Origin of the sequence: Thioclava dalianensis (genome assembly GCF_000715505.1) — a bacterium.
Taxonomy (GTDB): Bacteria; Pseudomonadota; Alphaproteobacteria; order Rhodobacterales; family Rhodobacteraceae; genus Thioclava; species Thioclava dalianensis.
In genome coordinates, this window is record NZ_JHEH01000018.1 from 43891 (window position 1) to 65742 (window position 21852).

At 63.3% G+C, this 21852-nt stretch carries 20 protein-coding genes and 1 riboswitch; of the genes, 7 read left to right on the top strand and 13 right to left on the bottom strand.

The genetic code is table 11. The features are described from left to right. Nucleotides 1-12: 12 nt before the first annotated feature. Both DL1_RS13805 and lgt read right to left on the bottom strand, forming a co-directional pair. A complete protein-coding gene (locus tag DL1_RS13805) occupies nt 13-1089 on the bottom strand; it encodes a class I SAM-dependent methyltransferase (RefSeq protein WP_038067386.1) in 1077 nt (358 codons plus the stop codon). After that, nucleotides 1086-1991, bottom strand: a complete 906-nt coding sequence (gene lgt, locus DL1_RS13810; RefSeq protein WP_038067389.1) for a prolipoprotein diacylglyceryl transferase — start codon at nt 1989-1991, stop codon at nt 1086-1088. The genes DL1_RS13805 and lgt overlap by 4 nt, the downstream gene beginning before the upstream one ends. 123 nt (nt 1992-2114) lie before the next feature. On the opposite strand from lgt, the gene DL1_RS13815 reads away from it, so the two are divergent. Next, on the top strand, nt 2115-2369 hold the full coding sequence (locus DL1_RS13815; RefSeq protein ID WP_038067391.1) for an accessory factor UbiK family protein: 255 nt from the start codon (nt 2115-2117) through the stop codon (nt 2367-2369). Nucleotides 2370-2479: 110 nt separating this feature from the next. Here DL1_RS13815 and DL1_RS13820 read toward each other — a convergent pair whose 3' ends face one another. Together DL1_RS13820 and aroC are read right to left on the bottom strand one after the other, a co-directional pair. After that, on the bottom strand, nt 2480-3343 hold the full coding sequence (locus DL1_RS13820; RefSeq protein WP_038067393.1) for a formate/nitrite transporter family protein: 864 nt from the start codon (nt 3341-3343) through the stop codon (nt 2480-2482). 47 nt (nt 3344-3390) lie between these two features. Next, nucleotides 3391-4491 (bottom strand): chorismate synthase, encoded by a 1101-nt coding sequence (aroC, locus tag DL1_RS13825; RefSeq protein ID WP_038067395.1) that lies wholly within the window; start codon nt 4489-4491, stop codon nt 3391-3393. Nucleotides 4492-4678: 187 nt separating this feature from the next. Here aroC and DL1_RS13830 point away from each other — a divergent pair, with 187 nt between their 5' ends. After that, nucleotides 4679-6040 (top strand): dicarboxylate/amino acid:cation symporter, encoded by a 1362-nt coding sequence (locus tag DL1_RS13830; RefSeq protein ID WP_038067397.1) that lies wholly within the window; start codon nt 4679-4681, stop codon nt 6038-6040. Nucleotides 6041-6210: 170 nt separating this feature from the next. Further along, nucleotides 6211-6843: a LysE family translocator gene (locus DL1_RS13835; RefSeq protein WP_038067398.1), complete on the top strand. Its 633-nt coding sequence runs from the start codon at nt 6211-6213 to the stop codon at nt 6841-6843. A gap of 208 nt (nt 6844-7051) precedes the next feature. Here DL1_RS13835 and DL1_RS13840 read toward each other — a convergent pair whose 3' ends face one another. Next, a complete protein-coding gene (locus DL1_RS13840) occupies nt 7052-7606 on the bottom strand; it encodes a sugar O-acetyltransferase (RefSeq protein ID WP_038067400.1) in 555 nt (184 codons plus the stop codon). Between the two features lie 267 nt (nt 7607-7873). Next, a riboswitch (TPP riboswitch) is annotated at nt 7874-7980 on the top strand. Nucleotides 7981-8016: 36 nt separating this feature from the next. Between DL1_RS13840 and thiB the strand changes: the two genes are divergently transcribed. Genes thiB through DL1_RS13855 form a run of 3 tightly spaced genes read left to right on the top strand, consistent with a single transcriptional unit; the run spans nt 8017 to nt 11211 of the window. After that, the gene (gene thiB / locus DL1_RS13845; RefSeq protein WP_038067401.1) at nt 8017-9009 is read left to right on the top strand and encodes a thiamine ABC transporter substrate binding subunit; all 993 of its coding nucleotides are present in this window, start codon (nt 8017-8019) and stop codon (nt 9007-9009) included. Further along, nucleotides 8985-10535: an ABC transporter permease family protein gene (locus DL1_RS13850; RefSeq protein ID WP_038067402.1), complete on the top strand. Its 1551-nt coding sequence runs from the start codon at nt 8985-8987 to the stop codon at nt 10533-10535. The genes thiB and DL1_RS13850 overlap by 25 nt, the downstream gene beginning before the upstream one ends. Then, entirely contained in the window at nt 10519-11211 is a 693-nt protein-coding gene (locus tag DL1_RS13855) for a thiamine ABC transporter ATP-binding protein (RefSeq protein ID WP_038067482.1), read from the top strand. The genes DL1_RS13850 and DL1_RS13855 overlap by 17 nt, the downstream gene beginning before the upstream one ends. Here the strand turns inward: DL1_RS13855 and DL1_RS13860 are convergent. The 6 genes from DL1_RS13860 to DL1_RS13885 form a co-directional block, all read right to left on the bottom strand. Then, nucleotides 11208-12431: a glycosyltransferase gene (locus DL1_RS13860; protein ID WP_038067404.1), complete on the bottom strand. Its 1224-nt coding sequence runs from the start codon at nt 12429-12431 to the stop codon at nt 11208-11210. The two genes, DL1_RS13855 and DL1_RS13860, sit on opposite strands and share 4 nt — an antisense overlap. Further along, on the bottom strand, nt 12428-14038 hold the full coding sequence (locus DL1_RS13865) for an ABC transporter ATP-binding protein (RefSeq protein WP_038067407.1): 1611 nt from the start codon (nt 14036-14038) through the stop codon (nt 12428-12430). The genes DL1_RS13860 and DL1_RS13865 overlap by 4 nt, the downstream gene beginning before the upstream one ends. After that, nucleotides 14035-15147, bottom strand: coding sequence for an ABC transporter permease (locus tag DL1_RS13870; RefSeq protein WP_038067409.1), 1113 nt, complete (start codon nt 15145-15147; stop codon nt 14035-14037). The genes DL1_RS13865 and DL1_RS13870 overlap by 4 nt, the downstream gene beginning before the upstream one ends. Next, on the bottom strand, nt 15147-16304 hold the full coding sequence (locus DL1_RS13875) for a microcin C ABC transporter permease YejB (protein WP_038067412.1): 1158 nt from the start codon (nt 16302-16304) through the stop codon (nt 15147-15149). Before DL1_RS13875 ends, DL1_RS13870 begins: the two co-directional genes overlap by 1 nt. 37 nt (nt 16305-16341) lie before the next feature. Next, complete coding sequence (locus tag DL1_RS13880; protein WP_081856349.1) at nt 16342-18207, bottom strand: extracellular solute-binding protein; 1866 nt, start codon at nt 18205-18207, stop codon at nt 16342-16344. A gap of 240 nt (nt 18208-18447) precedes the next feature. After that, nucleotides 18448-19002, bottom strand: a complete 555-nt coding sequence (locus DL1_RS13885) for a c-type cytochrome (protein ID WP_038067417.1) — start codon at nt 19000-19002, stop codon at nt 18448-18450. A gap of 255 nt (nt 19003-19257) precedes the next feature. On the opposite strand from DL1_RS13885, the gene DL1_RS13890 reads away from it, so the two are divergent. Next, complete coding sequence (locus DL1_RS13890; protein WP_038067419.1) at nt 19258-20106, top strand: prephenate dehydratase; 849 nt, start codon at nt 19258-19260, stop codon at nt 20104-20106. A 10-nt stretch (nt 20107-20116) separates the two neighbouring features. Here DL1_RS13890 and DL1_RS13895 read toward each other — a convergent pair whose 3' ends face one another. Then, entirely contained in the window at nt 20117-20596 is a 480-nt protein-coding gene (locus tag DL1_RS13895) for an SRPBCC family protein (RefSeq protein WP_038067422.1), read from the bottom strand. A 48-nt stretch (nt 20597-20644) separates the two neighbouring features. Further along, nucleotides 20645-21631: an NAD(+) diphosphatase gene (nudC, locus tag DL1_RS13900; RefSeq protein WP_051693567.1), complete on the bottom strand. Its 987-nt coding sequence runs from the start codon at nt 21629-21631 to the stop codon at nt 20645-20647. Nucleotides 21632-21852: the final 221 nt, after the last annotated feature.

Consider the following 21852-nt stretch of genomic DNA (forward strand, 5'->3'; position numbering starts at 1 on the left):
TTGCATCGCATCTCAGGCCGGATCGAAGCCGGGCGGCAGTGCCGCGCCTTGCGGAACCAACGCCAGAGTTTGGAATAGCTGACCCATTTCTGCGGGATGGGTCAAGCGGCGATGCGCAGCGATATGGTTCTCAAGGGCCGCGCCCGACATCTTGCCCGCCAGCATCCGGGCGCGCTCGGCGATCCCGAGGCGCTCCAGAAAAACGCCCTGCGGGGTCATTGCGGAAACCAAAGCCCCTGCGGCTGTCGCGGCCTCGGCCAAGGGCTCGAAGGCGACATGCGCGGTCAGATCCGCCTCGCCGGGCTCTGCGAAAGGATCGACGGGCTGATGGTTGCGCAGCGCCTGAAACGTATCGCCCAGCGAGCGCCAGTTGCCGTAATCCACGAGAAGCCCGCAGCCCCCTTGCGCCGCGATCCGCGCGGCCAGCGTTTCGACGAATGCCGTGGCGGGCACGCAGGTCTCGATCACATCACCGGGCCGGGTCCGCGCCCAATGCGGCTCCAGCGCCTCAAGCCGCGCGGGCGGCGACAGCCCCGGATGCAGCGTGCCGTCCGGTGCGGCACCGACCTGCCGCTCGGCCCAGCCGGTCTCGGCGCGCTCGAACTGCCGGATCGGCAGCGCATCGAGAAACTCGTTCGCCACGAAATACAAAGGCCCCGAAGGCAGATCCTTGATGCTCTCATGCCAGTGCACAGGGTGCGCTGCGAGCGTGGCCCGCTGGATCTCGCGCAGGGTGGGCGAGGCTTCGATCAGATGGATTGAGGCCGCCTCGATCAGCCCCGGCACGGCCCGCATCGCGCGCAGGATATCGGCCATCAACGTGCCACGGCCCGGACCGGCCTCGGCCAGCACGATCCGATCTGGGCGACCCTGTTCCAGCCAGCTTTGCGCCAGACAGAGCCCGATCATCTCCCCGAACATCTGGCTGATCTCGGGGGCGGTGATGAAATCGCCTCCGGTGCCGAAGGGATCGCGCGTTGCGTAATAGCCGTAATCGGGATGGAGCAGGCAGCTTGCCATGTAGCGGTCAAGCCGCATCGGCCCCTCGGTCGCGATCTGCGCCGCCATCTGTTTCTTCAGGCCACTCATCCGCCTTTGGGCGCGCGCAGGGCGCGGATGATGAAGAACAGCCCGACAAGGATCATCGGGATCGACAGAACCTGCCCCATCGTCAGCCCGAACCCGTCAGTGAACCGGATCACGTGACCGAAGGGATTGCCGGGCGTGACAAATTGCGGATCGCCCTGCCGGAACAGTTCGACGAAGGCGCGCGCACAGCCATAACCTGTGACGAAGACGCCAAGGCTCAGCCCCGGACGCTTGAGCGAGCGACCATAGCGCATCAGCCCCCAGAGGATCAGCCCCAGCACCAGCCCTTCGAGCCCCGCCTCATAGAGCTGCGACGGGTGGCGGGCGCACATGCCGTCGACCTGCCCGGCGATCCCCATGCAGTCCTGCGCTTCGGGTCCGGGGAAAATCACGCCCCATGGCACGTCCGTAGGGCGCCCCCACAGCTCGGGCTTGATGAAATTCGCGATCCGGCCAAGGAACAGCCCGATCGGGGCCACCAGCGCCATCGCATCCGCGATCTGAAGCTTTGAGGCGTCGTTGCGCCGCGCAAACCACCAACCCGCAACAAGCGTCCCAAGGAAGCCGCCATGAAACGACATCCCGCCCTGCCAGACTTTGAAGATATCCAGCGGGTGCGACAGGTACCATGCCGGTTCATAGAACAGCACAAAGCCCAGACGCCCGCCAAGGATCACACCGATGATGACGGCGGTGAGCAGGTCTTCAACCTTATTGGGCCGGATCGGCGCTTGCCCCGCCGGCCAGAGCCCGGGGCGCTTCATCAACGCCACGATAATCCGCCAGCCCAGCACGAGGCCCGCGATATACGCCAGAGCATACCAACGGATCGGCAGGCCAAGTCCGGGAATGGTCAGCGCCACCGGGTCGAATTGCGGGAAGGGAATGGCTAGTGGCAGCAAGCGTGTCTCCTCGGATCAGTCGCGGCGAGAAAGCCTCGCGCAGCGCGGGAAGTCAACCTTGCGCCCAGAGCTTACGCGGCCCATATAGATCCAAACCAGCCACGATCACGCGAGGGTAGGCCCATGCAACAGCCAAACAAGATTTTCGACGAGATGTCCAAGCTGATGACCAACGCCATGGGCGTGGCTCAGGGTGCCAAGGGCGAGGCCGAAACCGCGATGAAATCCTGGATGGATCGCTGGCTCGCTGATCGGGATTTCGTCACCCGCGAGGAATTCGATGCGGTCAAGGCGATGGCGCAAAAGGCCCGCGAAGAAAACGAAGCACTGCGGGCCCGGCTCGATGCGCTCGACAGCAAGGCCGGCACTCAAAAATAAGGCGGGGCGCGCCGGGTTGCCGCACTCTCTGATCTGAACTCAACGCCCCTGCAGCTGGCTGTGGGGGCGTTGCCATATCGGGCGCAGGGGATTTGAGCACCGGGGGGCGCTTACTGCGAGGTGACCTCGTTCTTCACCTGCCCCCAGGTGAGTAGGGTGAACACCGCCGTGCCGCCCACGACATTGCCCGCCAGCACCGGCAGGAAATACCGAAAGACCGCATCGAACAGCGCGATATCGCCATGCCAGACCAGCAGACCGGCCTCGACCGAGCCTGCAATTACATGGGCAAAGCCTGCCGCCGCGAGCAGCCAAGTCACCACCAGCAAGACGAAGAACGAGCTGCCCTGCGCAGCGGGCATGATCCAGACCAGCGCCGCGATCAGCAGACCTGCGGGCATGGCGCGGAAGAAATTCTGCCCCGCCGTGCCTTCGGTCGCATGGCGCGCTACCGCCAGAAGGCTTTCGACCAGATCGCTCGGGATGATGTGGGGCAGCAGCAAGAAGCCCGACGCGATGGTCGTGCCTACGATATTGGCGCATAGCACGATGCACCACAGCCGGATCATCTTGATCAGGCAGGTCAGCGAGCGATCCGCGACCACAGGCAGCACGGTGGTGATCGTGTTCTCGGTGAAAAGCTGCATGCGGCCGAAAATCACCACCATGAACCCGACCGAATAGCCGAGGCTTTCCACAAGGATCGCCCAATCCGTATCGGGAAGCCCCGCGTGCAACACCGCCTGCGCGATCACCGAGAGGCTGATCAGCACGCCCGCCGCCAGTCCCGACCAGATCAGCGAGACATTGGGGCGGTTGAGCTCTTCATCGCCGTCACGGCGGATCACTTCATAGATGAGCCGCGCCGAAAGGCGCGAGGCTTCATAGACGGATTTTTCCTCCCGCCGCCCCTGAATCGCTGCGGTCGCGCTGTCGGAATCGTCATCTGCAGACTGGTCACGGTGCTGTGTCATACCGGCTGAACAGCGCCCGACGCAAAAGGTTCCCGCGCGGGTGAGACTTAGCCGATCTCGCCGCGCTGACCGCCGGTCTGGGCGCGATCCATCAGCAGGTGATCAAGGATCACGCAGGCCATCATCGCCTCGGCGACCGGCACCGCGCGGATGCCGACGCAGGGATCGTGACGCCCCTTGGTGATCACCTCGACCTCCTCGCCGCGCGTGTTGACAGAGCGGCGTGGCGTGAGGATCGAGGAGGTCGGCTTGACGGCGAACCGCACGGTGATCGGCTGGCCCGTGGTGATGCCGCCCAAGATGCCGCCCGCATGGTTCGAGAGGTATTCGACCCCCTCGGGGCCCATCACCATCTCGTCGGCATTCTCGATACCGGTGAGCGCCGCGGCCCCCATGCCCTCGCCGATCTCGACGCCTTTCACGGCGTTGATCGACATCATCGCAGCGGCCAGCTCGGTGTCGATCTTGCCATAGACCGGAGCGCCAAGACCGGGCGGGCAGCCCTCGGCCACCACTTCAATCGCAGCGCCGACCGAGCTTTGCCCCTTGCGGATCGCGGCCAGGTACTCCGACCATTCATCTACCGCACCGGCATCGGGCAAAAAGAACGGGTTCTGCAAGATCGCCGCGCGATCGAAGCGGCTGCGGTCGAGATGCTTTTCGCCCATCTGGACCATGTAGCCAGTGATCTTCAGCCCCGGCACAAGCTTGCGCAGCACCGCCTGAGCGACCCCGCCCGCCGCTACGCGCGCGGCCGTCTCACGCGCTGAGGAGCGCCCGCCCCCGCGATAATCGCGCACACCGTATTTCTGGTGGTAGGTGATATCGGCATGGCCTGGTCGGAACTGCTGGGCGATCTCGCCGTAATCCTTCGAGCGCTGATTGGTATTCTCGATCATCAACTGGATCGGCGTGCCGGTGGTGCGCCCCTCGAACGTGCCCGAGAGAATTCGCACCTCGTCGGGCTCCTTGCGCTGGGTCGTCTCTTTGGACTGGCCGGGGCGCCTGCGGTCGAGAAACTGCTGGATGAAGGCAGGCTCGATCTCGATGCCCGGAGGACAGCCATCCACTGTCGCCCCCAATGCAGGACCATGGCTCTCGCCCCAAGTTGTGACGCGAAACAGGTGACCGAAACTATTGAAAGACATGACAGACAGGGCCTTTGCGCAAAGAGCTACCGGGCCTGCATTACCAACTTGCCCGTCCTGAGGCAACGCGCATGCTCCCGGCCCGGAGTCGGGCGCTCTGATGCACGTTAAGGTTGCCATGTCACGAAACTGCGTCATTCTGTGAGGAAAGCCGTGATCAACAGGCTCCATCAGGGAGATCAAGCCTATGACATCTACCTCTTCCCCCACGCCCGACGGCGGGCGCCAGAAAATGACCCTCACGACACAGATCATGCTCGCCATGGGACTTGGCATCATCGTTGGCGTGATCTTCAACATGATCGGGTCGGAGTTCATCAACACCCATATTGTCGGCGGGCTGTTTGCCATGATCGGCAAAATGTTCGTGAATGCGCTCAAGATGCTGGTGGTGCCGCTGGTGTTCTTCTCGCTGATCTGCGGCGTGACCGGGATCGGCGATATCCGCGTGCTGGGCCGGGTCGGCGGCAAGAGCTTCGGGCTTTATATGCTGACCACGGCCGTGGCAATTGCTGTGGCCATCGTGATCGCCTCCCTGATCGGCCCGGGCAAAGGGTTCGATATGGCGGGCATCGACACCTCGGGCATCTCGGGCAAGCAGGCGCCCTCGGTCTGGGATGTGTTCGCGGGGATTGTGCCCACGAACCCGGTCGCGGCATTCGCCAATGGCGAAATGCTGCAGATCATCTTCTACACGATCATCCTTGGCATTGCGGTGCTGATGCTGGGCCATGAATCCAAGGGCTTCGTGAAGGCGGCGGAATATATGAACGAGGTGATGATGAAGATCGTCGCCATTGTCATGGCCTTCGCGCCCATCGGTGTGTTTGCGCTGATCGCCAAGACCTTCACCGAACAGGGGATCGATCTGTTCTTGCCGGTCCTGGCCTATGTGCTGACACTCGTCTTCGCGCTTTTGTTGCACCTTTTCGGCACGTTGATGTTGTTTCTCAAGATGTTCTCGGGGCTCAACCCGATTACCTTCATGAAGAAGATCCGGCCTGCGCAGGTCTTTGCCTTCTCGACCGCCAGTTCGAACGCGACCATCCCCGTCACGCTGCGCTGCGTGACCGAGCGAATGGGGGCGAAGAACTCGGTCGCCTCTTTCTGCGTGCCCTTCGGCGCCACGATCAACATGGACGGCACCGCGATCATGCAGGGGGTCGCCACGGTGTTCCTCGCCAATGTCTACGGGATCGACCTTGGCCTTGGCGGCTATCTGACGGTGATCGCGATGGCAGTGCTGGCCTCGATCGGGACGGCGGGCGTGCCGGGCGTGGGCCTTGTGATGCTGACGATGGTGCTCAGCCAAGTCGGCCTACCCATCGAGGGGATCGCGCTGATCTTGGGCGTCGACCGTCTGATGGATATGATCCGCACCGCGGTGAACATCACCGGTGATGCGGTTGTGACCACGATCGTGGCCAAGACCGAGGGCAAGCTGGATCTCGATGTGTTCAACGATCCGATGGCGGGCAGCGTTCAGGACAGCCTCGATATCAACGAGGCCGCCGAGGCGGAGCTGGCAGGCTACGCCAACCCGCGCTGAGCGCGCGCCGAGCAGAGCGGCAGAGCCTTCCCAAGGGGCGCGCCACGACAAGGCGCGCCCCTTTCGCGTGCTCCGCAGGCAAGACCAAATCTTGCGAAGAGAGGCGCGGGATTGTCCTGAGACCCAAAACCTGTCTTTGATACCGGCAAACCCCCAAAGCAGGACCGATCATGCCCGAGCTTTCCAGCCTTATGGCCTTTGCCGCCCTCTCGCTTGGCATAGTGCTGAGCCCGGGGCCGAATATGGTCTATCTGATATCGCGCTCGATCTGTCAGGGCCGCGCGGCGGGGCTTGTGTCTCTGGGCGGGGTCGCCCTCGGCTTTGTCTTCTACATGCTCTGTGCCGCCTGCGGGATCACCGCCTTCGTGATGGCAGTGCCCTTTGCTTATGACACGCTGCGCATCGGCGGCGCGCTCTACCTGCTCTATCTGGCATGGCAGGCGGTCAAACCGGGCGGGCGCTCTCCGTTCGAGATCCGGGCCCTGCCCGTCGATGGGCCGCGCAAACTGTTCGCAATGGGGCTCGTGACGAACCTGCTCAATCCCAAGATCGCCGTGATGTACCTGTCCTTGCTGCCGCAATTCATCAGCCCCACACAGGGCAGCGTGTTGCTGCAATCTCTGGCGCTCGGCTTCACCCAGATCATCGTCAGCCTCGCCGTCAACGCCCTGATCGTCATCGCTGCAGGCAGTATCGCGGTGTTTCTTGCGCGCAGGCCGCTATGGGCAAGCCTCCAGCGCTGGTTGATGGGCACGGTGCTGACCGCGCTGGCGGTGCGAATGCTGGCCGAGGCGCGCCGCTAAAACCCCGCGCGCCCGCCTGCCCAAACATCGCTTTGAATTTTTTGCGCACAGAACTGTCACAGATGCCCGGCCCGTCTCGTCATCTCTCCTGCACCCCTTTCACACAGAGACATGGCAATGACCCCTCGCCGGCTGCGATGGATGCGATGCGGGTGCTCGACCACGCCAGCCGTCAGTTGAGCATCACTCGCCCCCCTCCCGCGAAACCTCAGTCTTTTCGTTGAACAGGACGTGCGGGATTGCCCACGACGATCGCGCCGGGGGCGACATCGCGGGTCACGACGCTGCCTGCACCCACCACTGCGCCCGCACCAATCGTGACACCCGCCAGCAGGATTGCACCGCCCCCGATCCACGCCTGCGCCTCGATACGCACCGGCAGCGCACGCTCGAGCCCCTCGACGCTGCGCTTGACCGGATCGTGGTGGTGCTCGGCGCAGTAGATCTGCACGTTGGGGCCTAACATGCAGCGATCGCCAATCGTGACCTGCGCACAGTCGAGAATCGTGCAGCCCGCATTCAGATAGACCTGGTCTCCCAGGGTGATGTTAATTCCGTACGCGCAATGAAACGGCGCCTCGATCATCGCGTTTGGTCCATTGATCAGGTGCTTCAGTGTCGGCCCGATTGCCCCGCGCGCCTCGGGCGGCAGGGTATTGTGCTCATGTACCGCCACACGCGCTGCGTCTCGCAATCCGGCAAGCTCCGGGTCGAGACAGGTGTACCACGCGCCCGCTTCCATCTTCTGCCGCTCGCTTTGCATTGCGCCCCCCTATTGCGCCCGCGCTGCCGGGAGCGATCATGGCGTAGGCTTCGACCTCCGATACTCTGAAACGCTCCGGGTGGTCCAGCCACTCACATATCTCGTCGGGCTTGCGCTCCTATGAGTGCGGCAGGATAGGCGTATTCCCGCAAATTTAAAGGATGTAGATATGCAGCGCTCCGTCATCATCGTCCTTCCAAAGCGCCCCTGCGGCCCCGCATAGGCAGCGGTTTGATCTTGATCTGGCGTGGTTCCCTGCATAGGTTGCCCCTCACCTCGGGGTGCCGGCGCCTGTCCGGCTGAGATGCGAACTGCGCGAACCCGTTGAACCTGAACCGGTTAAGACCGGCGGAGGGAAGGTATCCGGCACGCCCGGCCTGACCCCGCCCGTCAAGCCAAAGGAGTGCGACATGAAACCCACCCTGATGCTTGCGGGAGCCCTGAGCCTGATCGCCACGATGGCGGCCGCGCAGGACAAGCCCGTGCTGACAGTCTACGCGCCTGATTACTTCACCTCCGAATGGGGCCCGGGTCCCGCAATCGAGAAGGGCTTCGAGGCGCGCTGCGATTGTACGCTGAAATTCGTGGCGGGCGATGTGCTGCCGCGTGTGATGCTTGAGGGCGACAAGACCAAGGCCGATGTGGTGATCGGGCTCAATACCGATGTGACGGCCAAGGCGCGCGCCACCGGGCTGTTTGCGCCCCATAACGAGGACACCTCGGATCTGACGATGCCGGTGAAATGGACTGATCCGATCTTTTTGCCCTTCGACTGGTCCGATCTGGCATTCGTCTATGACAAGACCAAGCTGAAAAACCCGCCCCACAGTTTCCAAGAGCTGCTCGATGCGCCCGATGACGCCTATAAGATCGTGATCGAGGATCCGCGCAGCTCGATTGCTGGGCTCTCGCTGCTGCTTTGGGTCAAGGATATCTATGGCGACAAGGCCGGTGAGGCATGGGCCAAGCTCGCCCCCAAAGTCCTGACCGTCACGCCGGGCTGGTCCGAGGCCTATGGCATGTTCACCGATGGCGAGGCCGATATGGTGCTGAGCTACGTCACCTCGCCCGCCTATCACATCATGGCCGAGAAGGATGACAGCAAGGTCGCGGCGATCTTCCCCGAAGGCCATTACTTGACCCCCGAACTGGCCGCACAGCTCAAGACTTCGAAGCATCCGAAACTGGCGCAGGCCTTCATGGACTACATCCTGAGCCCGGAGTTCCAGAAGATGATCGTGACCGCCAACTGGTCCTTCCCGGCCAAGCTGCCCCATGATCAACTGCCCGAAGTGTTCCGCGATCTGCCGATGCCCGACAAGACCCTGTACCTCCCCGAGGCAGAGGCCGAAAAACTGCGCGGACCGGCGCTGGACGAATGGCAGCGCGCCTTCGCGCGATAGCGCCCGCGGTGCTCGCAGCTGCGGTGCTCGCCACGCTGGTGCTGGGCACGCTGGCAGCGGTTGCCTGGCGCGCAGGCGGGTTGTCTGGCCTGCGCGGCACCGATCTGTCGGCGATCCGCTTCACGCTCTGGCAGGCGGCGCTCTCGGCGCTGATCTCCTGCGTGCTGGCGATCCCTGTGGCGCGCGCCTTGCATCGGCGGCGCTTTGCGGGCCGGGGCGTGTTGATCTCCCTGCTGGGCGCGCCCTTCATCCTGCCGGTGATCGTGGCGGTCTTCGGGCTGATCGCGGTCTTCGGGCGGCGCGGCATCGTCAATGTCGCGCTGGGGCATTTCGGGATCGAGCCGCTCTCGATCTATGGCGCGCAGGGCGTGATCACGGCGCATGTCTTCTTCAACCTGCCGCTTGCCACGCGGATGATCTTGCATGGCTGGCAGGCGATCCCCTCCGAGCGGTTCCGCCTTGCCGCGACGCTGGGATTTGGCCCCGCGCAGGTCGCGCGGCAACTCGAGGCACCGATGCTGCGCGCGGTGCTGCCAGGGGCTTTCCTCGCGATCTTTCTGGTGTGCCTGACCTCATTCGCCGTCGCGCTGACGCTGGGCGGCGGGCCGCGCGCCACGACGGTGGAACTGGCCATCTATCAGGCGTTCCGCTTCGATTTCGACATGGGGCGGGCGGCAAGCCTTGCGCTTGTGCAGGTCGCAATCTCGGTCACAGCGCTGTTGATCGCCGCAAAGGTGAGCCTGCCGGCCCGCTTCGGCGCAGGGCATGACCGGCTTGCGCAGCCCATCGCGCAGCTTTCGGGCGGAGGCGGGCGCGTGGGGCTCGATGCGCTGGCAATTGCGCTCGCCACCGCCTTCCTGCTGACCCCGATCTGCGCGGTGCTGCTGCGCGGGTTGCCCGCGATCCCCACCCTGCCCGCGATGATCTGGCCCGCGACGCTGACCTCGCTTTGGGTCGCTGCGGCCTCGGTGCTGGTCACGCTGGCGGTGGCGCTGCCGCTGGCGCTCGCCGCCACCCGCCATCGCTGGGCCGAGATTGCCGCGATGCTGCCGATGACCGCCTCGGCGCTGGTGATGGGGACCGGCGCCTTCCTCATCGCCCAGCCTTTCGTGAACCCCACGAGCCTTGCGCTGCCCATGGTGCTGCTGACCAATGCAGCACTATCGGTGCCGTTTGCCACCCGCATCCTGATGCCCGAGATACGCACTTTGCAGGCCGATTACGACCGGCTGGCCGCCGCGCTGGGGCTGCGCGGGCTGGCGCGTCTACGGCTGTTGACCCTGCCGCGTCTGGCCCGCCCTTTAGGGTTTTCGGCCGGGCTCGCTGCGGCCTTCTCGATGGGCGATCTCGGCGTGATCACGCTGTTTTCCGACGGCCAGACCCGCACCTTGCCGCTGGCGCTCTTTCAGCTCATGGGGTCTTATCGCATGGATCAGGCGGCGGGCGCGGCCAGCGTGCTGCTGATCCTCACCTTCGCGCTGTTCTTTGCGCTCGACCGATTGGGACATCATGCTGACCCTCGATAAGCTCACCATCCAGCAGGACGATTTCCGATTGGAGGCCGATTTTTCCATCGCCGCCGGAAGCCGGGTTGCGATCATCGGCCCTTCGGGGGCGGGCAAATCCACGCTGCTGTCGGTGATCGCGGGGTTTCTGGCCCCCACGCAGGGACATCTGATCTGGGAGGGCACGGAGTTCACCCGGACCGATCCCGGCGCACGCCCGCTCTCGATCCTGTTTCAGGACCAAAACCTGTTTCCCCATCTCAGCGTGACGCGCAATCTCGCGCTGGGGCTCAACCCGCGTGGCAAGATCGACGCGCCCGACCGGACCCGGATAGAGACCGCACTGATCCGCGCCGGGCTAGAAGGGATGGGCGCGCGCAAACCCGGCCAGCTATCAGGCGGCCAGCAAAGCCGGGCAGCGCTCGCACGCACCCTTTTGCGCGCCCGCCCGATCCTGCTGCTCGACGAGCCCTTCGCAGCCCTCGGCCCCGCGCTCAAGGCCGAGATGCTGGCGCTGGTGGCGCAGATCGCGCGCGAGCAGGGCATGACGGTGCTGATGGTGTCGCATGATCCCGACGATGCGCGCGCGCTCTGTCCGCAGACGATTCTGCTGGCTGAGGGGCGTGCCCACCCGCCGCGCGACACGCACGCGCTGCTCGACGATCCGCCGCCCGAACTGAAAGCCTATCTGGGCTAGGCGCGCCCGGCCTGTTCGACGAAATCGATCAGCCGCGGCAGGCAGCGCGTGTTGAGATCATAGGTCTCGATGATATGGCTGCGGGCCGCCGCGCGCATCGGAGCCATTGCGGTGGGATCGGCCAGCGCCGCACTCAGCGTCTCGGCCCATCCGGCAATATCGAAGAAATCCACCAGCCGCCCGGTCTTGCCATCGGTGATCACCTCGCGCACGGGCGCGGTATCCGAGGCCACCACCGCACAGCCCGCCGCCATCGCCTCCATCAGCGACCAGCTCAGAACGAAAGGATAGGTCAGATAGGCGTGGACGCGGCTGACATGCAGCATGTCGATGTAATCGGAATAGGCAATCCGCCCGAGGAAATGCACCCGGTCGAGATCGAGCTGCCCGGCCAGTTCATCGAGCATCTTCTGCTTCCAGCTCACCGCGTCTTTCGGGGCCGCGCCATAGCTTTGCCCCTCTTCGCCCACGATCAGCACATGGGCCTGCGGGCGCTCTGCCAGAACCTCGGGCAGCGCGCGCATGAAGGCGTGGAACCCGCGATAGGGCTCAAGCGAGCGATTGACGAAGGTCAGAACCTCGTCGCCCGGCCGGAAGGTCAGTTCGGTCCCCGGCACGTGGAACCGCGCCTCTGGGCGCGGCGCGAGACGCTCCGTGTCCACGCCGTCATGGCACACGGTGATCTTCGCGCGCAGCTCGGGCGGGAAGGTGTCGGCCTGAAACTGCGTGGGCGAGAGCCCCGCATCGGCCTGTACCATCGATTGCACCAGATGGGCCGAGCGCGCCGTCGTCGAGATCCGGCTTTCCAGACCGGGACGAGAGAATTCCGGGTCGAAATCGGTATCAAGCCCGGTCGTGCGATACATCAGCTCGGCATAGACAAGCAGTTTCGCCTCGGGCCAGACCTCGCGCAGAAACAGCGTCTCGCCCCAGCCGGAATGGCCAAAGATCACGTCCGGGACATAGCCGTGCTTGTCGCGCAACTGCCGCGCCGCGAAGGCCGCACGCACACCACGCTCGGCGCAATCCGCATAAAGCCGGGTCAGGCGCGAGGACATCGTGATCTCCTCGGGCTTGCGATATTTCACCACGCGCACCGGGGCCGGGCGTTGATTGGTCTCTGAGGTCAGCGCCAGAACCTGATGGCCGCGCGCCACCAACGCGGGCGCGAGATGGGGGAATTGGCCGGGAAAGTTCTGATGAACCAGCAGGATCTTCATGCAGAAGCGGTCTCGAATGCCGTCTCGCCAAGCGCTGCGGCCATCAGCTGGCGGGTGTAAGCGGTCTGGGGATTGGCAAAGACATCGCGCGCAAGCCCGGCCTCCACCACATCGCCGCTTTTCATCACCATGATCTTGTGGCTGAGCGCGCGCACCACCCGCAGATCGTGGCTGATGAACAGATAGGCCAGACCGTGGCGCCGTTGCAGGTCGCGCAGAAGATCGACGATCTGTACCTGCACCGTCATATCAAGCGCCGAGGTCGGCTCGTCGAGCACCACCACCTTGGGGCGCAAGACCATGGCACGCGCAATGGCGATGCGCTGGCGCTGACCGCCGGAGAACTCATGCGGGTAGCGCTCCATCATCGCGGGATCGAGCCCCGTCTCGCGCATCACCTCGGAGACCAGCTCGCGCCGGTTGCGGCCCTTCTCGACGCCATGCACCGTTAGCCCTTCGGCGATGATCTGCTCGACCGTGAGGCGCGGGCTGAGGCTGCCGAACGGGTCCTGAAACACGATCTGCATATCGCGGCGCAGCGCGCGCAGCCGTGAGGCCTGCCATTGCGAGATATCCGCGCCCTCGTAAAGGATCGGCCCTTCGGACTGAATCAGCCGCATGATCGCCAGCGCCAGCGTCGTCTTGCCCGAGCCGCTCTCGCCCACGATCCCCAGTGTCTCGCCCGCGCGCACCGATAGCGAGGCGTCATTGACCGCCTTCACATGGCCGATGGTGCGGCGCAGCAGGCCGCGCTGGATCGGAAACCAGATCTTGAGGTTTTCGGTCCGGACCAGTTCGGCGGCTCCTTCGGGCACCGGATCGGCCTGCCCCGTCGGTTCTGCGGCCAGCAGCTTGCGGGTATAGGGGTGGCGCGGATTGGCGAAAATCTCTTCGGTCGGGCCCTGCTCCACGATCTCTCCGTTTTGCATCACGCAGACCCGATCCGCGATCCGCCGGACGACGCCCAGATCGTGGCTGATGAACAAAAGGCTCATCCCCATGTCGCGCTTGAGATCGGCCAGCAGATCAAGGATCTGCGCCTGAATCGTCACATCGAGCGCGGTTGTCGGCTCATCCGCGATCAGCAGATCCGGCCCATTGGCCAGCGCCATCGCGATCATAACCCGCTGGCGTTGCCCACCCGAAAGCTGGTGAGGGTAGTCGTCCAGCCGGGTCTCGGGATCGGGGATGCCGACCTTTTGCAACAGCTCGATCACCCGCGCCTTGGCCGCAGCGCCGCGCAGCCCCTGATGCAGCGCCAAACTTTCCGCAAGCTGCTTTTCCAGCGTGTGCAGCGGGTTGAGCGAGGTCATTGGCTCTTGGAAGATGAAGCTGATATCATTGCCGCGGGTCGCCATCAGCTCGCGCTCGGACGCACCCACCATCTCGCGGCCCGCATAGCGGATCGACCCTTCCAACCGGGCACTGCCGCCCAGAAGCGCCACCGTCGAGAGCGCGGTCACCGATTTGCCCGAGCCGCTCTCGCCCACCAGCGCGACCGTCTCGCCATCGCCCACGGTGAAGCTCACGCCTTTCACCGCCTGCGAGACGCGGCCCTCCGATGCGAAGGACACGCGCAGGTTTTCGACCTCAAGAACCGGTTTCATCGAAACACCTTTCTGGGGTCGAACGCGTCACGGATCCCCTCGAAGACAAAGACCAGCAGCGACAGCATGATCGCGAAGGTGAAGAAGGCCGAGAAAGCGAGCCACGGCGCGTTGAGATGCTGTTTGCCCTGCAGCGCCAGCTCGCCCAGCGAAGGTGCCGACGAGGGCAGCCCGTAGCCAAGGTAATCCAGCGAGGCCAGCGCCCCGATCGCCCCCGTGATCACGAAGGGCAGCATGGTGAGCGTCGCCACCATCGCATTGGGCAGGATGTGGCGGAACATGATCACCCGGTCCGACACACCAAGCGCCCGCGCCGCGCGCACATATTCAAAGTTGCGCGCACGCAGGAATTCCGCGCGCACCACGCCCACCAGCGCAGGCCAGCCGAACAGGATCGACACGAAGACCAGCAGCCAGAAACTTCGCCCCAAAATCGCGAAAAGGATGATGATCACGTAAAGCGAGGGGGTCGAGGACCAGATCTCGAGGATGCGTTGGAAGAACAGATCGACCTTACCGCCGAAATAGCCCTGCACCGCGCCTGCCGTGATCCCGATCAGCGAGCCCGCCCCGGTCACGATCAGCGCAAACAGCACCGAGGTCCGGAAGCCGTAGATCACCCGTGCCAGCACATCGCGCGCAGTGTCATCGGTGCCCAGCCAGTGATCGGCATCGGGCGCAGAAGGCGCAGAGCCCACATCATTGATCGTGTTGTAGCTATAGGGAATGATCGGCCAGAGCATCCAGCCCTTGTCGATCTTCTGGCCATCCACCATCCCGGTCTTTTGCGCCTGATCGATCACCGTCTGCGGATCGTCGGCATCGAAACAGGCCTCGTCCCCACCAGTGACGATCAGGCATTGCACCATCGGATCGCGGTAGATCGCCTCGGTGCGGAAATCGCCGCCAAAGGCCGTCTCGGGGTAGAATTTCGCGACAGGGAAATAGTAATGCCCGCGATAATTCACCACGAGGGGCTTGTCATTGGCGATCAGCTCGGCGCCCATCGCGACCACGAAAAGCACCGCGAACACGATGAGCGACCAGAAGGCCCGCTTGTTCGATTTGAAGTTCCGCCAGCGGCGCTGGTTGAGGGGAGACAGACGCATCAGCCGCTCCTCTTTTCGAAATCGATCCGCGGGTCGACGAAGACATACATCAGATCGCTCAGGATGTTCACCACGAGGCTGATCAGGCCGAACATATAGAGCGTGCCGAAGATCACCGGATAGTCTCGCTCGACCGCCGCCTGAAAGCCCAGCAAACCCAGACCGTCGAGCGAAAAGATCGTCTCGACGATGATCGAGGCCCCAAAGAAGATGCCAAGGAACTGCGCCGGGAAGCCCGCGATCACGATCAGCATCGCGTTGCGGAAGACATGGCCGTAAAGCACCTTCTTTTCGCTCAGGCCCTTGGCGCGGGCGGTGATCACATATTGCTTGTTGATCTCTTCGAGGAAGGAGTTCTTCGTCAGCAAGGTCATCGTGGCGAAACTGGCGATTGTGGTGGCCGCCACCGGAAGCGCGATGTGCCACAGGTAATCGAGCGCCTTGCCCACAAGGCTCAGCTGGTCGAAATCATCCGAGGTGAGTCCGCGCAGCGGAAAGATCTTCCAATAGCTGCCGCCTGCAAATAGCACCATCAGCATCACCGCGAACAAAAAGCCCGGAATGGCATAGCCCACGATGATCGCGCCGCTGGTCCATGTGTCAAAGCGCGTGCCATCGCGCACCGCTTTGCGAATGCCCAGCGGGATCGAGATGATATAGGCGAGCAGCGTCGACCACAGCCCCAGCGTGATCGAGACTGGCATCTTGTCGAGCACCAGATGCACGACGCTTTCATTGCGGAAAAAGCTCTTGCCGAAATCGAGCGTGGCATAGCTTTTCATCATGATGAAAAAGCGCTCCCAGCCCGGGATTTTCTCTTTGTGACAGGCCGGGTTCTTGAGGTCCGGCGTGCCGGTGAAGTCGGTGTCGCAGACAATGCGCGCATAGCCCATCTGCACTTCCAGCTGATTGAGCAGCTCGGGCGAGATGCCGCGCGCGCCTTGATAGCCGCTATCCTCGACGCCGCCCTGGTTCTGCGATCCGGCATCGCCGCCGCCCGAGATATTGCGCATCGAGTCCGCCTCGCCCTGCACGCGGGCGATGACCTGTTCAATCGGCCCGCCGGGGACGAATTGTGTGAGTGTGAAATTGATGATCATGATCCCGAACAGCGTCGGGATCACCATCAGCAATCGCCTCAGGATATAGGCGCCCATTCTTGGCCCTCTGCTCGTTTATTGGCAAATCACGGTTTTAGAACGCGCCTTCTGCCTTCAGTTTCTTGGCCTTGTCGGCGTCATACCACCAGAAATCCAGCTCTCCCAGCGAATAGGGCGGCAGGGCGCTGGGATGAGAGTACATATCATAATAGGCCACAAGGTAGTTCGGGTTATACCATTGCGGCACCCAGAAGCGCAGGGCGCGCAATGCACGATCGAGTGCATGGACCCGCGGCATCAGCTCTTTTTGATCGGTGGCGTGCTCGACCTCCGAGATCAGTTTGTCGATCGCGGGATTGTCCAGCCCCATCGCGTTGAACACGTCATCGGTACTCTTCGAGCCGAAATATTGCTGCAGATCGGCGCCGGGGATCTCGTCCTGTCCCAGATGAGAGGTGATCATGTCGAAGTCGTGGCTGCGTCTGCGGTTTTCATACTCGCTGTCATCGACGCGCTCCATCTTGGCGTCGATGCCAAGCGCGCGCAGGTTTTGCACATAGGGCGTGATCACCCGGTCAAAGCTCTGGCTGTCATTGAGGATCGCGACGCTAAGCGTCTGGCCTTGGGCGTTGCGCAGCATGCCGTCGCTGCCCGGCGTCCAGCCGGCTTCTTGCAGCAGCTTCGCGGCCCGGCGCATGTTCTTACGATCCAATTGGCGCTTGCCCGAGACCGGCTGCACGACCGCGTCATCGGTCAGCACGCCGTCGGGCAGATCCTTGGCCAGCGGCGTGAGCAGCTTCAGCTCCGCCTCCGAGGGTTTGCCTTGGGCTTGCAAATCCGAGTTCTGCCAGAAGCTCTCGACCCGGTCATAGATGCCGTAGAACAGGGTCTCGTTGGACCACTCGAAATTGAACATCAACTCAAGCGCCTTGCGCACGCGAATGTCTTGAAACTTCGGTTCGCGCAGGTTGATGATGAAGCCCTGCCCCGAGGCGACATTGCCGTTGGGCAGCGAAGCCTTCACGACCTCACCCTTCTCGATTGCGGGGAAATTGTAGCCCGTTGCCCAGCTGATCGAGCTGGCCTCATTGCGGAACGTGTAGGTGCCCGATTTGAACCCCTCAAAGGCCGATTGGTAATCGCCGAAATACTCGATGCGGATGCGGTCGAAATTGGCCCGGCCCTTGTTGATCGGCAAATCCTTGCCCCAATAGTCGGGATTGCGCTTCCATGTGATGGAGCGATTGCCTTTGGTCGAATCGAACATGTAGGGGCCCGAGCCGATAAAGGGCACGCTTGTCGTTTGCGACAGGTCGAGATTGTCTTTCTTGAATTGCGCCTCGGAAAAGACCGGCAGCGAGCCCACGACCTGAATCAGATCGCGGCGCGGATAGCCGGGCTTGAAGGTGTATTTCACATGGGTCGGGTCGATCACCTCTGCGGATTGAACCTGCTGGGCGATCACCTGCCGGAAGGAGCTGAGCCCCTTGTCGCGCAACTGCTCATAGGAGAACACCACGTCCTGAGCGGTTAGCGGCGAGCCGTCAGAGAATTTGATCCCATCGCGCAGCGTGAAGATCACCCAATCGCGGCTTTTGGGATATTCGAGGCTTTTGCACAGAAGGCAGTAAAGCTCCCCCACCGTATCAGCCGTGCCCTCCATCATCGGCTCGAGCGGGGCCGAGGAAAGCGCCGCCGCGCGTCCCTGAATCGAATAGGGGTTGTAGTTGTCGAAGCCGCCGGGGGCCCATTCCGAGATCTCACCGCCTTTGGGCGCATCGGGATTGACGTAATCGAGATTGGCGAAATCCGCCGGATATTTCAGATCGCCCAGCGTCGCGATGCCATAGGTCGTGATCACATCGGAGGCATCGGGCGCAGGGGTGCTCGCCGCGGGTTGGGCCGCATCAGAGGTCGCCTCCTGCGCATGGGCCGCAAAGGCAAACCCCGCCCAGATCATCGCACCGGCAAAAAGCGCAAGCGCCTTGCGCTGGATATCCGCATCAAAAGAGCTGACCGCCACTCGAACTTGCACCATGCATTCCCCGACTTTGAGCGCGCCACATGCCGGGCGCTTTCGCCTAGGCTAGCGGGGCTGGCGCCCTCGGGGCAAGTTACGAAACTGTAAGAGAGCGCTTCCGCATGCAAAAAGGGCCGCCCCAATGGGAACGGCCCTCATTTTTCAGCAGATCCGAGCCGCTTACTGGCTGTTTTCCTGCAAATAGGCGATCACATCGTTGCGGTCTTCGGCGCTTTTGAGACCGGCAAAGGACATCCGGTTGCCCGGGATGTAGTCCTTGGGATTCTCAAGCCACGAATTGAGCGCCTCGATCGTCCACTGGCCGCCATGCTCCTTGAGCGCATCGGAATAGTTGAACCCATCGACACTTGCGACCGCGCGGTCAACCACACCATCAAGATGCGGGCCGACGCCGTTTTTGTCTTCGAGGCTGTGGCAGGCCTTGCATTTACCAAAGACCTTCGCGCCCTTGGCCGCATCGCCATTGCCCAGATCGACCACCACGGCGGCGTCCGTCGAAGCGGCAGCGCCCGCGTCATCGGTCTGAGCCAGCAGATCGCCGGGGGCCGCAGACATCGTCGGGCCCTTGGCCATTTCCTCGTGCTCGCCGCCCGAATGATCCTCGGCCTCGCCAACATGATACAGCGCGCTCGACGCCCAGGCAGTCAGAAGAAAGAACAGAAAAGCGCTCAGTACCGCGCCTGCCGTCTTGGTTAAGGTCATCGTATTGAACATCGTCCGTCCTCGGATCTGTCGGCTTCGTTACCTGCGTCTACCTGTTTGCACCCCTTGAGATCAAGAGAACTTTACTGGCCGTGATCGCAATTGTGCAACGATTTCATCCCTGCCTGTGCGCGACGCAACGCCGCGCCCGCCTTCTGAGGCCCATCAAGAGGCAAGCGTGCAAGGCTCTTTTCTTTGGCGGCCCGGCGGGCTAGGCACTTGGCCAACGGATTACAGCACCGATGTGCGCCAGAAGGGAGAACCGCGATGGAAAATCGTCAAAAGGCCGGGCGCATCGCGTTTCAGGGCGCACTTGGGGCCTATTCGCATCAGGCATGCCGCGACGCGCGCCCCGATCTTGAGCCGGTTCCCTGCCGCTCTTTCGAGGACGTGATCGAGGCAGTGCGGCAGGATGCGGCGGATCTGGCGATGCTGCCGGTCGAGAACACCACCTATGGCCGGGTCGCGGATATCCACCGCCTGCTGCCCGAAAGCGGGCTGCGCATCCTCGATGAGGCTTTCGTGCGTGTCCATATCAGCCTGATGGCCCTGCCCGGCGTACAGATCGAAGAGCTCACGAAAGTGCGCGCCCATCTGGTCTTGCTGCCGCAAGCCGCGAGTTTTCTGGCGCGGTACGGCATCCGTGGCGAGGCCGCTGCGGACAGTGCGGGGGCCGCTGAAGAGCTGGCAGTTGCGCAGACCCGCGATGTCGGCGTGCTGGCCTCGGACATGGCCGCCGAGACGCATGGCCTGCAAATCCTCGCCCGCCATATCGAGGACAATGCCCATAACACGACCCGCTTCTTGATCATGGGCAAGCAGGCCGATCACAGCCGACGCGGGGCGCAGATGATGACCACCTTCGTATTCCGCGTGCGCAACATTCCCGCCGCGCTTTACAAGGCGATGGGCGGGTTTGCGACCAACGGCGTGAACATGACCAAGCTGGAAAGCTACATGGTCGGCGGAAATTTCACCGCCACCCAGTTCTATGCCGATGTCGAGGGCCATCCCGACGATCCGGCCCTTGGCCGCGCGCTCGAAGAGCTGGAATATTTCACCGATTACCTCGAAATCCTCGGGGTCTATCCGGCGGATCCCAAGCGCATATCCTGAAGCCCGCAGCCTAGCTTTTCTGAGCCCCGGCCTTTTCGGCCTGCCGTTCCAGATCCTGCGCGAACTGGCCGACCCGTTCATCGAAACGCCGGTCGAGATTGCCCTTGCCCAGTTTGGCCGATTGCACCATCAGCCGCGCGCCGAGCGTGCGCGGCTTGATCTCGAACCCGACATTCAGGCGTGTCCGCGTCTTCGACAGCTCGGTGATCATCAGCTCAAGCTGCGCCTCGAAGCTACTCGACTTGCCCGCATAGATCAGCGCCTCGGGCCGGTCGTAGCGTATAATATCGCTGATCAGTTGGCGCTCGCGCCCGCGAAACCGGAAGGTAATTTCCCACGACATGCCCGCCGCCGGAACCGGGAGCGTGTCGAGACGCCGCAACGTGATGCCGCGCCGCAGGGCCAGTCGCTCGAACGAGCTGAAATCAGCCAGCTTGTCGAACACATACTCCGCCGGCGCCGCAATATCCTTGCGGGTGGAAAACTTCATACCTTTACTCCTCGCAGCAAGGCTCTGAGGCCCGGCAGCAAACTGGAATCAATCGAGCCGATCTGCAAGCCACTGCCGCATCAGCCAGCCCGCAATCGCGCCGACCCGTGGCGGAGAAATCACCTTATCCCGCCCAGCGACCACCTCAAGCAGCCGCTCGCGCGTGATCCAGAGCGCATCCTCGATCTCTTCGGGGTCCACGGTGATCTCCGTGCTCAGCGCCTCGCCATGACAGCCCAGCATCAGCGACGACGGAAAGGGCCAAGGCTGCGAGGTGACGAAATGCACGGGCCCCACCACCACGCCGGTCTCCTCGGCCACCTCTCGGCGCACCGCTTTCTCGACCGTCTCGCCGGGCTCCATGAAGCCTGCCAGCGTCGAATACATCCCCTCGGGCCAATGCGGCGAGCGGCCCAGCAACAGGCTGTTGCCCTTGGTGATCAGCATGATCACCACCGGATCGGTGCGCGGGAAGTGGTGGCGCTTGCAGCTCGGGCACACGCGCACCCAGCCCGCATCCGCGATCTCCGAGGCGCTCCCGCAGGCGGCACAAAACCCGTGCGAGCGGTGCCATTCGAACATGCCCCGCGCGGTCGCTGCCAGCTCGGCCTCGAGCACATCGAGCCGCGCCATCGCGCCGCGCAGCTCGGAGAAAACATGGCTCACGGGAAGGCTGGGGTGATGCTGCTCGCTCGGATCGAAAAACACCGTGCTGTCGGGCACGGGCCCCTCGGGCTCAAAATCTGAAACATCGCGCGCGAAATAGAACACGCCCCCGGCCTCGCCCAAGAAAATCTCGGGGCCGTCCTGTTCCGCAAAAAGTGCATGATCGGGCGCCAGAAGACCCAGCCCGGTCTCGCAGATCAGCGGGCGACCGCGCCACAGCGGCAAGATCCGCGTCTGCGCCAGCTCGCGCAAAGCGCCCAACCGGGCCGTGTCCCGCCGCAGCTCGGCACGACGCTCCAGCCCGGAGATGCCCGCGAAGGCCGGGGCCTGCTCAAGGTCAATGGGAAGGGTGTGGCTCTGATCTGACATGGCGTGCTCCTGCGGTCCTGCATTGCTCTTTTCACATCCCCCCGCGCGATTCCAGTCACGCCACCGTTCCCCGCACATCGTCGCGTTTCGCGACGACCTTCAGTTTCCTTCGAATTGCTATGGAAACGCACGTCCTTCTATCCTAGGTTGAGTTCAAATGGAGCGCAGCACACCGGACAAGCCGGGGCGCGCAAAAGCCGTTCTCGAAGCGGCAAAGGAAG